Here is a 14,417-nt window from a genome sequence, read left to right as displayed (position 1 = left end):
CAGCCTAATTGGCTGTTTGGGGTTGCCGGCTATGCTGGCAGCCCATTTTTTTTAATAAATAACAGGAGCCGTCTTCCGCAAAGTATAAATATTTCCCTTTTAAAATATTAAAATCCACATTTTCTTTGTCGTAAATTAATTTTGCAACCTTGTGAAATTGATTCACTAATTCATAATCAGGGTTGAAAATGATATCTTGGATTTTATTGGATATCACAAATCCTTTTGGGTTACACTTTCTCTCAGGCTTTAATTCAGCAAACCATTCCCCATTTAAGAGTACGGTATTAGCAATGGTTCTTGTCTTTCTATTTTGAATCGACCATACCTTTCGACAATTACACCGATGTATTTTGCATTTCATGATGAAACCCACCTTTTATCTTTTCCGTTATAAAGCAGGTGAATGCAATGTAATACAATATATGCTCCAAATCGGGATATAAGAATATTAAAAAAACCAAAGGAACTATTTCCTTCGGTTTTATACCGGCTCTTTCCGATATTGGTGTTTAAACTGATCGATCATAAGCTCCGATATGGCTGTATAACCAGCCGAATTGGGGTGAACTCCATCAGGTGATAAATTTTGCAGCTTTTCCCCGTTAATAGCCTGAGTCGTCTCCACCACCATGGATGATGAATAATGACCAGCAACCTGATAAATTTGCAGATTCCATTTTGGAAGCAATTTGTCCGCCAAAGAATACATATCATTATCAGGAGACAACGGATTATACAATTCTAAAAAGACGATGGTAGCGTCAGGATTCAGCATGTGAATTCTATCAGCAATGCCAGACAAATTTTTCGAAAAAGAGGTTTGTAATTGACTAAATGATTGGAAGACGTTTTGGAAGTTTTGCCCTTTTGCCATCCTAAGAACGTCATTACCGCCCACATTAATCGTCACAATGTTAGCCTTTTTGATTTCTTCATCAAATCGGCCATCTTGAACAAGTGCAACTAATTCCCCGCTTGTTATTCCATTTATGCCTTCATTTTGAAAGACAATTGGTTTATGAATTTGCTGTTCCAGCCTGCTAGAGAACTGAGAAACAAGATTTTCATTCTCCCCAGCTCCCACTCCGCGAATGATAGAATCGCCTAGCGCTAGATGATTTATTTGAGAGGCGTTAGAATCCCGAAAATAATCTAAATAAGATACAGTCGTATTATCTTTGCTAACCTCAACGGTTTGTTTTTTCATTTTATGAATTTGATATTGCGGGTAATAAAGCCATGCCCCAGCCCCAACACCAATAAAAAGTACAACTATCAAAAGGTATTTGATTATTTTCAAAAAAATCACTCCTTGAATATACCATTATATCAAGAATCACTTTAAAAATACCTAGTTGTTAGTTTCCAATTAAGAAGCAGCGTGTGATAGACTTAGATTACCAAAATTTATCATATCTAGGGGGAAGAAAATGATATTAGAAGCGGCTATACTGCAGGTTAAACAGGGGCTGGAACCAGAATTTGAGGAAGTTTTTCGAAAGGCCTCAACCATTATTTCATCGATGAAGGGCTACCAGTCTCACGAATTACAGCGCTGCATCGAAGCAGACGGAAAGTACCTGTTGTTGGTAAAGTGGGAAACGTTAGAGGATCATACGGTTGGATTCAGGCAATCAGAGGAATATCAGGAATGGAAAAAGCTATTGCATCATTTTTATGATCCATTCCCAACGGTTGAACATTTTGAAAAAGTAAATCTAAGGGGGATTTGACAGTGGGCATTCTATTAAAATCCGTTTTTGTTGGTTTTCGGATCAAATGAATAAGAGGTGAATGGCATGTATCAAATTAGTGCAGATCAAGTGGTGAGAAACGAACATTCAACCATTCCCTATACATGGATTCGGCATGAACAACCTAATAAAAACATTTGTATTATGCTTCCAGGACTTGGATATTCAACTGATAGACCCTTATTTTATTATGCAACAAGTATGTGTTTACACAATAACGTGGATGTTCTCCATATCAATTATACCTTTGCAAAAAATGAACACTTCAAAAAGCACGACGAAGTGGAACAAGAGCGTTGGATGTATGAAGATGTTAAGGCTGTTATTAAGGAAGTTCTGAGGGACACCCACTATGAACAGCCGTTTCTGTTGAGTAAATCCATCGGAACGATTCCGATGGCGTTGGAATGGACGCAGAAAAATCTCTTTCCCAATGCTTTGGGAATCTGGTTAACCCCATTGCTAAAAGTGGATACTGTGTACCAGGCCATAATGAAAACGGAACGTCCGTCTCTTTGCGTTATTGGGGATAATGATCATCACTATATCGAGGAGAAAATTGCTTCTTTGAAAAATAATGGGCTTGTGAACACCGTGGTAATTCCGAAAGCTGACCATAGTTTAGAGATCCCTGGAGATATCACTGCCACGATTAATACGGCAAATGAAGTGATTGCTTGCATCCAAGAATTTATTATCAGAAATACAATCTAGTAACGAGTAGAATAAAAAAGAACTTGGAGATCCCAGGTTCTTTTTCATTTATGATTTTGTATTGGGTTTTAGCACAATTGCTGCCACAATCTTGCGCTGTCAACGGATGAGTGTTTTTCAATGATGGAGTAGGCAGCATTTGTAATGGCTTGTGATAACGTGGCGCCAGTTGCCTTGACATCATTAAAGCTGACCTCTGAATGACCATTTGATGAATAGGTGTATCCAAACATCCCTAGCTTTTCCACGATGAGCATTGCATGATCAAGTTTATGTTCTGGTTGAAATTCAGAATCATGAATGAATAAATTCTTTTCATAGTCATACCATCGGTCCCACCTATTTAACTTCCAACCTAGGATTCTCCGAGCTATTGAGTCTGTTTTATTCATTTCCTTATCCCCCATATCATGTTTAATTATTATATAACAGGTTTGATTAATTTATTATATTATATAACAGCAAGGATGAATCGACTACAATTTTATCATGTTTTTTAGAAAATTTTTCTATTGGGGAATTTGGAGGAGTAGTACAAATGAGTTTATTTTAGTGAACCTTCACATAAAAGGTCCGATTTCGCGGGCCGTCAAACTCACAGAAATAAATTCCTTGCCATGTCCCCAACAGCAAACGTCCATCTGCTACAATGACATGCTGCGATGACCCTACCGTACTGGCTTTCATATGCGCAGCGGTATTGCCTTCCATATGGCGATCGAGTTTGTGATCCCACGGATACACTTCGTCGAAGCGGCGAATCATGTCGCTTTTCACATCAGGATCGGCGTTTTCATTAATCGTTATTCCCGCGGTTGTGTGAGGGCAATAAACAATGACGGCACCTTCTTGGTAGTTCATTTCCTTTATAAAATCTTGAACTTGCTGCGTAACTTCAATCATTTGATCACGTTGGTTTGTCTTTAAAGAGAATTTCTTAAGCATTTTATCTTGATGACTCCCTGAAAGTTATTTTAATGACCTTCTGTGTTTCATTATTAAATTCAATATCTATGAATACACCGAATTCCTTGTTATTTTCTTTTAACCATAATTTGAATTTTTCGGTTGAGGTCTTTGTACCGGTAACTCTGCCAATATGAAGATAATCAACGATATTTGCTTTTGGATACTGCTCATGGGTTTTCTCCATTGCCATAACGCCCCATTTTGCATATGGTGGAATGGGTTTATGTTGTGCCACAGCTCTATTGGAAGAAATGAGCGGGTTCACACTTTGAGAAAAAAGGGCCGTTAAGACAAAAAAACTAATTAGAATCTTTTTCATAAAATTACCCCCTTTTTTTGCTTTATTATGGCTTTTAACACAAAAGCTTATGTAAATATGGGTTATTGTACCGTAGCCGTGATGAAACAAATAAAGGGAAGATGCCGGTATTAAAGACGGTCATCTTCCCATGCTCTGTTATAATCCTTGATAGTGTCATTTTGATTTACAGTCTGGCCTGCCTGACTTTGATTCCTTTTGGAATTCATTTGACTTGAACTTTTCAGCTTATCTTCTTTTTTCATTGCCGTCAGCCTCCTACCCATAACCTGTCCAAATTTAGTGTAAAAATGTATCAAAGGTATTTGAAAAACTAATTCATCTTCTGATTAAATAAAGTTAAGGATGAAAACAAGAGGGGGGATTTTTGGATGAAGGATATTCAAATTTTTTCAAAACAGTACCAAAAAGAAATGGGATGGGAAATTAGCGAGGAGAACTTTGAAAAAAGCAGAGCTTCTCTTCTAAATAATTACATGCTTTTGACAACGGAAGTTGCAGAAGTAGCGGAAGAGCTCAGGAAGGCCTTTAACATAACTGCTTCATTCGCTAAAGAAGGAATACCGGAAGAAAAGGCTTTTGAGCTGGCAAAAGAACAAATTAAAGAAGATCTGGGGAAAGAGTTAGCCGACTGCCTAGCTTATATGCTCAAGTTTTACAATTTTTTCGGAATCGATGCTGAGGATAGTTTTTATGCCAAGATGGAGGAAGTCAGGAACCGCAAGAATAAGGATATTGTCAAAACCAAGTGAATAATCAATCATATAAGGCTAACCCTATATTCATAAAAGATAAAAGGAGACTACTCGTGAAGCCTTATGAAATAACCAATATGATCATTGATGATGATTTTTACAATGAGGAATTTGTCACTGCAGAAATTACATATGAGAATCAAGTTTACAGCATTACTTTTAAAAAAGAAGATCTTGAACTCGTTAATGCTTGGATTTTTAAGGAGGGTACCTCGCTGCCAGCCAATTTATCAGAACAAATGATTGAATCAATAAGAGAAGATGTAAAAAATAGAATCTAGCCATATGGCTAGATTTTATTTATTGCAGGGGAGAGTATCTTAGAAAGCGAATATTACAGCATAGAGATACTAGGGGGAATTTTAGATGAATTATATTTTTGAAAATGTAACTAAAAACGTTTTTGTGTTAGCCGTGTGGGATTCGAGTTGGAATTCCTATAATAACTGCTACTTTATAGTCGAAGACCATGGTGTGACGGTTATTGATTCTGGGAAATTACAGCACGCCAAATATATTGAAGAAGCCTTATATAGCATCGGTAAATCAGTTGAGGATGTTGTCCTTTTCATTGCAACCCATGGGCATGAAGATCATGTGCAATCAGCCGCACTTTTTACGAAGGCAAAAAAGTTTATCCATCCGAATGAAAAAAATATGATTGAGTACCCTGAGCCGGAACAATTCCATTATGAATTGCCTGACCAAGGTATTTTCCGTGATTTTGATTGTCAGCTTGTAGGCTATCATACTCCAGGTTCTGTTATTTTTTATCACAGACCAACACAAGTTTTATTCACTGGCGATTTTCTTTGCTTTTTCGGAGACCCATTATCAGCAGATGGTATAGTCTCGGAGGGAAATGAGCTTCGGGAAGCATGGTTAGACTATTTGAAGGAAGGGGGAGTTCCGAAAGAACAATTGCCAGCGTTTCTTGAGGGATTAAAGACGATTCAACCGTTTGACTCCATTGCTATTTGCACCGGACATGGAGGAGTATTGGTTGGTGAGAGTAAAGAGTTTGTCACTGAGTTGTTAAAGGTGGGGAATTCACTATTACTATTTTAAAATTTAAATTAGAAAACATTAGAATAAGATTAAATTTAACGTACCTTCCTATGTTGGAAGGTATTTTTTTTATGAAATTGAAATATATAAAAGAACACAGCAGGCTAGCCAAAATCGTTTTTTTTCTGTAAAAATATTATTTAAGGGGAGAGCGAAATTATGTTCATAGATAGTATTTGCCCTAAATGTGGAGAGATTAATCACGTCGAGCATAAAGGCGAAAATATTCTGTTTGTAACCTGTAAGAATCACCACATTTATGATCATATCGTAATCCCATATTCCCGGACGCATTCGATTAAGGACGATAAGCTCGAAAAATTAGAAGAAATGATCGTCGAGAAAAAGTTTCACCGGATGAGCGATAAATCTACCATCTGTCTGCTTATTTTTAATAATGGCTATGAGATAGAGGGACGCTCGACAGTTCGTGATGTAAAAGATTTCCGTGCTGTGGTTGGTAAAGATAAAGCCTATGAACAGGCGCTAAAAAAAGCAATGGTAGCCCTGGGAGCGTTTTTAGTATAATACATTGTATGAACTGCGATACTTCGAAACGGGGTATCGCAGTTTTTAGGAGGAAAGGAAGATATTATGCTTATCGGTAAGAATATTTACATAAGACCTTTTTCAACAGAGGATGCGGAAGATCTATTAGGATTACTTTTGGAAAACCGTAGTTTCTTTGAGAAATTTTCAATGGAACGTAAAGAGGAGTTTTATACATTAGATTCTCAGATTAGAAGAATTAAGCAATATGAAGAGGATCGTCAAAACGACCTAGCCTATAATTTTGGCATTTTTAAAAATGATGGAAAATTAATCGGCACCATTAATCTTTTTCAAGTTTGGCGATTCTCTCTTCAAAGTGCCTTTATCGGTTATTTTTTAGATAAAAAGCAAAATGGCAAAGGCTATACGACAGAAGCTGTGCAGCTTTTGATCGATTATGCCTTTAATGAATTAAAATTACACAGGATTGAAGCAGGGGTAATGCCGCATAATATTGGATCCATTCGTGTTCTGGAGAAATCCGGCTTTCACAAAGAGGGCATTGCCATCAAAAATGTAAAGATAAACGGCAGATGGGAAGACCATCAGGTATTAGCGATTATTAATCCAAATGATAAGTAAATGAGTAAAACGTTGGGTGAGTACCTAACGTTTTTTAATTTATTAATTCAATTTAAAAACTTCTTTAGGGAGTATATCGTCTATAGTTTATGAAGGAGGGACGGATCCGTGGAAGAATTAACTGTGGAAATGTTAGATACAGAAGATAAGGAAGCACTTATCGATGAAATTATGAACAGGTATGGCCAGGAGGTCCTGAAGCTTGTTTTTTCCTACGTGAATAATCGAGCCATTGCGGAGGACTTGACTCAAGATATATTTGTTAAGTGTTATCAAAGTCTTCATACATATAGCGGTAAAGCGAAACTAAGAACATGGTTATGGCGGATTGCCATTAACCATTGCAAGGACTTTCTGAAAAGCTGGTACAACAAGAACGTGGTTATCACGGAAGAAGAGCCGATAAACAATACGACACAAAAAGAATTGGTCGAGCAAACCATAATCCAAAAAGAAGAGGATGATCAATTGATTACGGCCATCATGACGCTGTCAATCAAATATAGGGAAGCCATTTATCTTTATTATTATGAGGAACTGCCAATCAAAGAAATCGCCCAGTTAACCGAAGTCGGTGATAACACCGTTAAAACCAGGCTCAGACGTGCAAAAGAACTACTAAAGGTACAATTGGAGGGTTGAAAGATGGAAAATCGATTGAGAAATTTAAAAAAAGCGATGGATCGGAAGACATTTTCTGAGTTGACCTTTTCCGAAGAGCATCGAAAAAATATTCTTGAAAAAATCAAGCGACAAGATGAAAGTGAAGAAACGATCCTTTTAGCGGTCATGCAGCTGCTTGCTCAGGATAGAACTGGCTTTGAATTAACGATGCTTCTTAGGGGAAGGGGCATACAAAAGTTCGAAGAAAATGAAGGTTTTCTATATACGCTTTTGCATCGACTAGAACAGACCGGCTATTTACAATCAAGCTGGAGCCTTGAAACTGAAGCTAAATATTATCAGCTAACGGATAAAGGGAGAAAAGCCCTAAGAAAAGCTGAAAAGAAGCAGTTAAAGAAACAGTTTGTGTTAAAAGAACTTTTAGAGTGGTGAGGCCAAAGTGAAGAATATTAAACATATCTTTTTAAATGAAGTCACCGATCAAATCAAGTCCAAGGAAGCAAAGAAATTTGTTGCCGTGGAATTAGGGTATCATTTGAAGGAAACAAAGAAAGTCTGGATTGAGAAGGGGCTTTCAGAATCAGAAGCTGAAATAAAAGCGGTTGAGCAGATGGGAAGCCCGGTTAAATTAGGACAGCAGCTGAACAAGCTTCATAAGCCGAAGGTTGATTGGCTGCTTGTAATCCTGTTCGTTACCACGCTGGGTCTCGGATTTTTGCCATTGTTCTCACTTGGTTATATGAATGAAGGGCATTTTTCAACCTTTAAGATTATCATTGCCCTTATCAGTGGTACGGCTGCTCTAGGAATCATGCTGATTGATTATCGGAAGTGGAAAAAGCATGGATGGGTATTTTACGCTTTCGGTATGCTGATTCTTTTGCTGTTAAGGTTTTTTTCAAATACGACGGTCAATGGACTGCCGCTTCTAAGAATTCCTCCTATCACGATTGAAAGCCTCATGGCTGTGCCTTTTTTCTTTCTTGCCTGGGCTTCGTTTTTGAGTAACACAAGATTGAAGGTTTGGCAGTTTGGAATTCTGTTACTCATTCCTGTGTTTTTCTTCTTGGCTCTTCCAAGTGTTTCAAATACCTATATTTATACCGTCATGGTTTTTGTGATGCTTTGGTGGAGCACATTTAATCGGAGAACGGTTTTATTCATCTGGGCGTTTTCGTTCAGTTCCCTTTTGCTTCTAGGCGTCATATCTTGGAATACTCTAAAGGATTATCAGTTAGTCAGGTTCCTTGCCTTTTTAAATCCCGAAAAATATTATGATGGTCCAGGTTATTTAATATTGCGTGTTAAGGACCTGCTGTCTAATGCAGGCTGGTTTGGAAACCACACGGACAAACAAGTCTTTATTCCCGAGGCTCATACCAATTTTGTTTTTGTAAGCTTTACCTACTATTACGGCTGGCTTTTCGCCATTGCCCTGGTTGTAATCTTATCCCTATTTGTTGCAAGAATCATTGTGGTTATGAACAAAATCCATGATCCTTTTGGAAAATTGCTTCTGATTGGAGCGGTTGCTCTTTATGCCGTCCAGCTGGGGACTAATGTCGGAATGTCATTGGGCGTGGTTCCTTTGATTAGTATGTCCTTGCCATTCATAAGCTATGGCTTAATGCCCACGCTGCTAAATGCAATCTTAATTGGTGTGGTGTTAAGTGTGTATCGTAGAAAAGATATTGCATCGAATCAAGGAATTATATAAGACCATATTTCATGATTAAAAATGGCGTGCATAAGTTGCACGCCTTATTTATTTGGCTGTGTAAAAGCCAATGTTGATTTTTACCACTGTTGATTGGAGCGGAAGGCGCGAAGACTCCTGCGGGAGTACGGGGCAGGGAAGACCCCGCAGGCGCCAAAGCGCCGAGGAGGCTTCCCGGCACGCCCGCAAACCGCTCGCGCCTGGAGCGCAAATCAACAACTAAGTTTTAACAGAGCCGTTTATTTTTGAGAACATTTTACGGGAAATCAGTTAACTTTCTAAAAATTCTGTTGACTTATCTTGTAATTGTTTTAATATGAAAAATATAAAACGATGTTTTGCTTATGAAACGCAAGGAGGGAGAATATGGCTTTTTTACATGTAAGAGATTTACAAATTCATTATGAAATCGAAGGCGAGGGAGACCCATTAATTATTTTACATGGAATGGGAAACAATTCTCAATCGTGGAAAAAACAATTAAGGGGCTTATCGGAGCATTACACGGTAATTGCGTGGGATGCCCCCGGTTATGGAAAGAGTTCTGATCCAAAAGAGGAATTTAGGGAATTCAGGCAATTTGCTGATGTTTTAAAAGGATTTATCGAAAATTTAAACTATGAATCTGTTACGCTGCTGGGACATTCTATGGGCTCGGCCATTGCTCTTGATTTTTGTTACCGCTTTCCTGAAATGGTGGATGCATTAATTATTTCTGATGCGACAAGAGGGGCAGCAGCCCTGAGTAAGGAAGAGAATGACCGGAAACTGAAAAATCGATTGAAAAACATTGAATCAATGGAACCGATTGAGCTTGCGGCACTAAGAGTAAAGGAACTTCTTTCCCCAAACCCGGATCCAGAAATTAAGAAAGAAGCAGAGAGAATCTATTCGCAAATCAGGCCAATGGGATTCCGCTCTGTTGCATATTCCCTATTTCATTTGAATCAAATGGATATTCTAGCTTCTATCTCTGCTCCAACTCTAGTTATTTGCGGTGAATTAGATATCGTAACACCTATTAGTGAGTCCCAGATTTTTCACGAGTCCATAAAGGATTCAAAATTTGTTACCATCCCTGAGACCGGTCATTTATGTTATCAAGAAGATCCCAATCGTTTTAATTCAATCGTCCTGAATTTCCTAAATTCAGCCGTGACCCAATAAAAGTTCTCCGAGGCTTTGCTTAATATTTGGTAAAATTGTAGAATAGTAATTAATAACAATGAGATGGTGAAACGTTTATGGCAAAAGAAGAAAAGGAACGTTATAATGCCAATGCTTTGGTGAGGGGATTGGAAATTTTAAAGCTATTTAGTGAGGAGCGCCCCACTTTATCCCTGGTGGAAATTGCGAAAGAACTGGATGTCAGCAGGACGGTTCCGTTTAGATTATTGTATACCCTTCAAACACTGGGTTATCTCTACCAAGATGAACATACAAAGCGCTATAGCTTAACTCCTAAGGTGTTGGAATTAGGGTTTGCTTATTTAAGTACATTAAAGCTCCCTGAAATTGCACAGCCTTATTTAGAAAAATTAAGGGATGAAACAGGGGCGTCTTGTCATTTATCGATCTTGGATGGTAATGAAGTTGTCTATGTTGGGAGCGCACCTGTGAGAGGTGTTTCGGCGGTAAATGTAAATATAGGGCTGAGACTGCCCGCACATGCGATTGCTAATGGAAAAGTGCAGCTTGCCTTTCAGCCTCAAGACCGCTTAAACCAGATATTATTTGGCTCTAATTTACAACCATATACGGAAAGAACGCAAACTGATTTCTTGGAATTTCAGCAGGAACTAGCGACAATTCGGAAAGAGGGATATGCGATTACAAAGGGTGAATTCCACCATGGAATTCAATCGGTAGCTGCTCCTATATTTGAACGCACAGGTCAAGTCATGGCTGCGATCAATGTCGTTGCAACCGAGAAAACATTCAATAGTGAATTTATTGAAAAAATTGCGTTACCAAAAGTGCTTGAAGTCTCGGAACAACTATCAGGCTTTATGGGTTACCACGCCAAAATGAACTAAAAGGCTTGCGAAATTTCGCAAGCTTTTTTATTATCCAAACTTAATTTAATGTTTTATATATAAAACTACTTTTAATTTGTAAAACAAAATTCACAATTTGTGTTGACATAATTTTCTCAAAATTTTAAAATAAACTTAGTAGAAAACTATGTTTTGTATATAAAACAAAAAGAACTCTACGAATAATAAAAAAGGAGGAATAGTCGTCCGTTTAGGTCAGCTGAAATGCTGCATACTAAAAATAAAATTTTTGAAAGCGTGTTCATGAACATTCAAAACTAAAGGGGGCTATTTGATGCTAAAAGGTAACAAAAGGTGGATTTATATTGCTTTACCAATCTTCTTCTTTTGGTTTTTTGGACAAATTGATAAATTAGGTATTTCTATTATCCAGACGGATCAAGGCTTCTTAAATGATCTAGGAATAACAGGCGCAGATAAGAATGCCAAAATTGGAATGATTACTTTTGTCTTTACCATTTCTTATGCCTTATCCAATATTTTTTGGGGCTTTATTATCGACAAACTTGGAGCAAGAAAGACAGGTATCCTGGGTCTGATTGCTTGGGCGATTACTATGGTTATTGGAGGATTATCTACTTCGTATGAGATGTTTATCGTGAGCCGTATCATCCTTGGTATCGGTGAAGGGATGATGATCCCGATTTGCGGAAAGTTTATCTCTAACTGGTTCCATCAGCGTGAACTCGGAAGAGCGCAATCTTCCTGGCTGGCAGGAAACTATTTAGGACCTGCATGCGGAGCGGTTATTTTGTCACTTGTGATTGCTACCTTCCATTGGCAAGCTGCTTTTTTCATTTTAGCAGCGTTTAATGTTTTAATCGTACTTCCAATGTTTATTTTCCTTACTCGTGATACTCCTGAAGAACATCCACGTCTAGATAAAGCAGAACTAGCTTATATTCGCCAGTCAGATTCGAAAGGATCAACGAAAAAACAAAGTTTTGTGCAGGATTTCCGTTATTGGATTGTCTGGTTTGGCATGTTAGTGGCATCATTTTTATTTTTCGGTATTAGTATTTGGCTGCCTACTTATTTAGTCGGCGCGAAAGGGTTCACAAGAGAAGCAATGACAGGAATCACCTCTTTATCTTGGCTCTTTGCTTTAGGATTCGTCTTAATTTGTGGGTACTTATCGGATAAAACAAAGCGTCCAGGTTTACTTGCGACTATTCTGTTTCTTTTGACGACGTTATTTTTAACAGCAGCAATTCTTTCTCCACAACCGGTTATGGCAGGGGTATGTATGGGGTTAGCGATGGGAGCACAGGGGGGTGTATTCCATTTAAGTAATTTATTTATTGTTAAATTCTCTACTCCTGAAACAGCGGGACGTGCTGCTGGTTTGATGGGCTTTACCAACATTCTTGGCGGGTTTTCAAGCTATATCATGGGATGGATGGTTGATATTTCTGGAGGAGATTTCGGACCTTCGATCATCATGTTGATCATCGCTGCTTCGCTTGGATTCATTGCCTATCTGTTTACCTTAAAGAAAGAAGCTTCAGAGCTCAAGCTTGAAAATGTACCACCTAATCGCGTAACCGTTTAAATACGATTAAAACGTTACGTATATAAAACATAGTTTTAAAAAAGTATAATTTTCTCAATATTTTTAATTGACAATTATAATATTGGGATTTATTATTGGTTTATAAAGAAAACATTGTTTTGCATATGAAACATATTAAATAAAAGGAGTGCTGAAAAATGTCTGAAGAAAAATTTTCTGTAGAAGCATTTGAGAAAAAATATGTAGCGAGACTAAAGGATCGCAGCCTTGATTGGAATGTCTTAAAGTTCCAGGAAGAACTCGACCCAAAATATAAGAGAGCACAAATGCGCTATATTGGCCGCGGTGCAACCGCTAACAATGACAGCAATGTGATCGCAGCAGAACACTTTACACTAAGCACCATGGTATTGCCTGCTGGCTGTGAAGGACCGCTTCATTTACATGATGATGTAGAAGAAGTGTTCTTTATCTTAAAAGGAAGTGTAACCGCTCTTATTCAGGAAGAGGGCAAAGAGGAAGTTCATGAAATCGTTTTAAACGAAAGAGACTGCATCAGCTCACCTCCTGGCGTTTACCGCGGAATCCGCAACGACAGCGATGAAGAGGCTCTCATGCTTGTTATGCTGGGAGCCGTGAAGCCGAACCTTCCTACTTATCCGAAGGGAAGCGCATTAGAAGAGCTTCGCATCCAGCGTGCAAAAGAAAGAGAAGCAATTATTAACGGAAAGTAAGATTAGGCAGGGTTTTCCATACTCAAACTCCCTGATTACCTAGGAATTTCTTCGTTGACAGGGATGGTCCACTTACCTTATAGGCGGGATCATCCCTGTTGACTTTCAAAAGACTTTGGAGGTGGCGAGATGTTAGGCATTACACATTTACGGCATATCAGCTTAATCACTCCGGTGTTGAATGAACAGGCTGATTTTTATGAAAAAATCTGGGGATTGGATAAAGTATCTCAGGATAATCACTCGGTTTACTTCCGCGGGGCAGGACCTGAAAATCATATTTTAAGTCTCCAAGCCGGTGAAAAAAGCGGCTTGCACCATATCGCGTTTGGCATGGTTGATAAAAATGCAGTCGACCGGGCAGCGGAAATCCTGACTTCAAAGGGTGTCAAAATTGTTTCTGAACCGGGCTACCTGGATGAAGAAGGAAGAGGCTACGGACTGCGCTTTGTTGATCCGGAAAATCGCTGCATCGAATTATCGGCCTATGTGGAAATGCATACGACGATTTGGAATAAGAAAAACGTCGACCCGGTTAAATTGAATCATGTGGTAATGAATACGAAAGATCTCGACATGATTGTCGATTTTTATACAAATGTCCTTGGGTTTAAAGTAACCGACTGGAGCGAGCATCAAATGGCGTTCCTGAGGTGCAACCGAAAGCACCACTCGATTGCTTTTAATCAGGACCAGCACGCTTCTGTTAACCATATCGCTTATGAAGTGGATACGGTCGATGAGGTGATGAGAGGAATCGCCAATGTAAGAAAAGCAGGCTATCAAGAAATTTGGGGCCCTGGGCGCCATGGTCCCGGCAATAATGTTTTCTGCTACTTCCAGGATCCAGCGAAGTTTGTCATGGAGTATACGTGTTATTTGGAAACAATTGAAGATGAGGCCGAATGGGTAGCGCGTGTTTGGAAACGGGTGCCGCATCTGATGGATCAATGGGGAATTGCCGGACCTCCTAAACCGGAAACACGGGCAGCGATGGCTGGACAGCAGGATCTAGGCTGGGTCAATGCAAAAGAATTGGTGTAATGGAGGGGTGCC

Annotated in this window: 21 protein-coding genes; 15 read left to right on the top strand and 6 right to left on the bottom strand. The window is 38.7% G+C overall.

Features of this window, described 5'->3' with window-relative positions; all coding sequences use genetic code 11:
- Positions 1-4: 4 nt before the first annotated feature.
- Entirely contained in the window at positions 5-364 is a 360-nt protein-coding gene (locus PH210_RS19465) for a hypothetical protein (RefSeq protein WP_289987847.1), read from the bottom strand.
- Between the two features lie 120 nt (positions 365-484).
- Positions 485-1,303: an SGNH/GDSL hydrolase family protein gene (locus tag PH210_RS19460; protein ID WP_289987846.1), complete on the bottom strand. Its 819-nt coding sequence runs from the start codon at positions 1,301-1,303 to the stop codon at positions 485-487.
- Between the two features lie 130 nt (positions 1,304-1,433).
- On the opposite strand from PH210_RS19460, the gene PH210_RS19455 reads away from it, so the two are divergent.
- Positions 1,434-1,736: an antibiotic biosynthesis monooxygenase family protein gene (locus PH210_RS19455; protein WP_289987845.1), complete on the top strand. Its 303-nt coding sequence runs from the start codon at positions 1,434-1,436 to the stop codon at positions 1,734-1,736.
- 66 nt (positions 1,737-1,802) lie between these two features.
- The gene (locus tag PH210_RS19450) at positions 1,803-2,471 is read left to right on the top strand and encodes an alpha/beta family hydrolase (protein ID WP_289987844.1); all 669 of its coding nucleotides are present in this window, start codon (positions 1,803-1,805) and stop codon (positions 2,469-2,471) included.
- A gap of 68 nt (positions 2,472-2,539) precedes the next feature.
- Here the strand turns inward: PH210_RS19450 and PH210_RS19445 are convergent, their stop codons facing one another.
- The 4 genes from PH210_RS19445 to PH210_RS19430 all read right to left on the bottom strand — a co-directional run bounded on the left by PH210_RS19445 (position 2,540) and on the right by PH210_RS19430 (position 4,004).
- Complete coding sequence (locus PH210_RS19445; protein ID WP_289987843.1) at positions 2,540-2,863, bottom strand: BC1872 family protein; 324 nt, start codon at positions 2,861-2,863, stop codon at positions 2,540-2,542.
- Between the two features lie 157 nt (positions 2,864-3,020).
- Positions 3,021-3,416 (bottom strand): secondary thiamine-phosphate synthase enzyme YjbQ, encoded by a 396-nt coding sequence (locus PH210_RS19440; protein WP_289987842.1) that lies wholly within the window; start codon positions 3,414-3,416, stop codon positions 3,021-3,023.
- Position 3,417: 1 nt separating this feature from the next.
- Positions 3,418-3,759: a DUF3889 domain-containing protein gene (locus PH210_RS19435; protein WP_289987841.1), complete on the bottom strand. Its 342-nt coding sequence runs from the start codon at positions 3,757-3,759 to the stop codon at positions 3,418-3,420.
- A gap of 110 nt (positions 3,760-3,869) precedes the next feature.
- Complete coding sequence (locus tag PH210_RS19430; protein WP_289987840.1) at positions 3,870-4,004, bottom strand: hypothetical protein; 135 nt, start codon at positions 4,002-4,004, stop codon at positions 3,870-3,872.
- A 126-nt stretch (positions 4,005-4,130) separates the two neighbouring features.
- On the opposite strand from PH210_RS19430, the gene PH210_RS19425 reads away from it, so the two are divergent.
- From PH210_RS19425 to PH210_RS19365, 13 genes are all read left to right on the top strand, one after another.
- The gene (locus tag PH210_RS19425; RefSeq protein WP_289987839.1) at positions 4,131-4,511 is read left to right on the top strand and encodes a MazG nucleotide pyrophosphohydrolase domain-containing protein; all 381 of its coding nucleotides are present in this window, start codon (positions 4,131-4,133) and stop codon (positions 4,509-4,511) included.
- Between the two features lie 56 nt (positions 4,512-4,567).
- Complete coding sequence (locus tag PH210_RS19420; protein WP_289987838.1) at positions 4,568-4,795, top strand: hypothetical protein; 228 nt, start codon at positions 4,568-4,570, stop codon at positions 4,793-4,795.
- Positions 4,796-4,880: 85 nt separating this feature from the next.
- A complete protein-coding gene (locus PH210_RS19415; RefSeq protein ID WP_289987837.1) occupies positions 4,881-5,582 on the top strand; it encodes an MBL fold metallo-hydrolase in 702 nt (233 codons plus the stop codon).
- Positions 5,583-5,741: 159 nt separating this feature from the next.
- Positions 5,742-6,110, top strand: coding sequence for a Gp49 family protein (locus PH210_RS19410; protein WP_289987836.1), 369 nt, complete (start codon positions 5,742-5,744; stop codon positions 6,108-6,110).
- Between the two features lie 66 nt (positions 6,111-6,176).
- Complete coding sequence (locus PH210_RS19405; protein WP_289987835.1) at positions 6,177-6,716, top strand: GNAT family N-acetyltransferase; 540 nt, start codon at positions 6,177-6,179, stop codon at positions 6,714-6,716.
- 108 nt (positions 6,717-6,824) lie between these two features.
- Positions 6,825-7,358 carry a sigma-70 family RNA polymerase sigma factor gene (locus PH210_RS19400; RefSeq protein ID WP_289987834.1) on the top strand — a complete coding sequence of 178 codons (534 nt, stop codon included), beginning with the start codon at positions 6,825-6,827 and terminating at the stop codon, positions 7,356-7,358.
- Between the two features lie 3 nt (positions 7,359-7,361).
- Positions 7,362-7,772, top strand: a complete 411-nt coding sequence (locus tag PH210_RS19395) for a PadR family transcriptional regulator (RefSeq protein WP_289987833.1) — start codon at positions 7,362-7,364, stop codon at positions 7,770-7,772.
- Positions 7,773-7,779: 7 nt separating this feature from the next.
- Positions 7,780-9,057, top strand: coding sequence for an FtsW/RodA/SpoVE family cell cycle protein (locus PH210_RS19390; RefSeq protein ID WP_289987832.1), 1,278 nt, complete (start codon positions 7,780-7,782; stop codon positions 9,055-9,057).
- 366 nt (positions 9,058-9,423) lie between these two features.
- A complete protein-coding gene (locus tag PH210_RS19385; RefSeq protein ID WP_289987831.1) occupies positions 9,424-10,224 on the top strand; it encodes an alpha/beta fold hydrolase in 801 nt (266 codons plus the stop codon).
- Positions 10,225-10,301: 77 nt separating this feature from the next.
- On the top strand, positions 10,302-11,093 hold the full coding sequence (locus PH210_RS19380) for an IclR family transcriptional regulator (protein WP_289987830.1): 792 nt from the start codon (positions 10,302-10,304) through the stop codon (positions 11,091-11,093).
- Between the two features lie 295 nt (positions 11,094-11,388).
- Positions 11,389-12,666 carry an MFS transporter gene (locus PH210_RS19375; protein WP_289987829.1) on the top strand — a complete coding sequence of 426 codons (1,278 nt, stop codon included), beginning with the start codon at positions 11,389-11,391 and terminating at the stop codon, positions 12,664-12,666.
- 158 nt (positions 12,667-12,824) lie between these two features.
- Complete coding sequence (locus PH210_RS19370; RefSeq protein ID WP_289987828.1) at positions 12,825-13,361, top strand: cupin domain-containing protein; 537 nt, start codon at positions 12,825-12,827, stop codon at positions 13,359-13,361.
- Positions 13,362-13,490: 129 nt separating this feature from the next.
- Complete coding sequence (locus PH210_RS19365) at positions 13,491-14,405, top strand: VOC family protein (RefSeq protein WP_289987827.1); 915 nt, start codon at positions 13,491-13,493, stop codon at positions 14,403-14,405.
- Positions 14,406-14,417 lie beyond the last annotated feature (12 nt).

Origin of the sequence: Paenibacillus sp. BSR1-1, from assembly GCF_030403775.1 — a bacterium.
Classification (GTDB): domain Bacteria; phylum Bacillota; class Bacilli; order Bacillales; family Cytobacillaceae; genus Neobacillus.
Note: the sequence above shows the minus strand (reverse complement) of the source record. Positions and strands in the feature narration are given on the sequence as shown.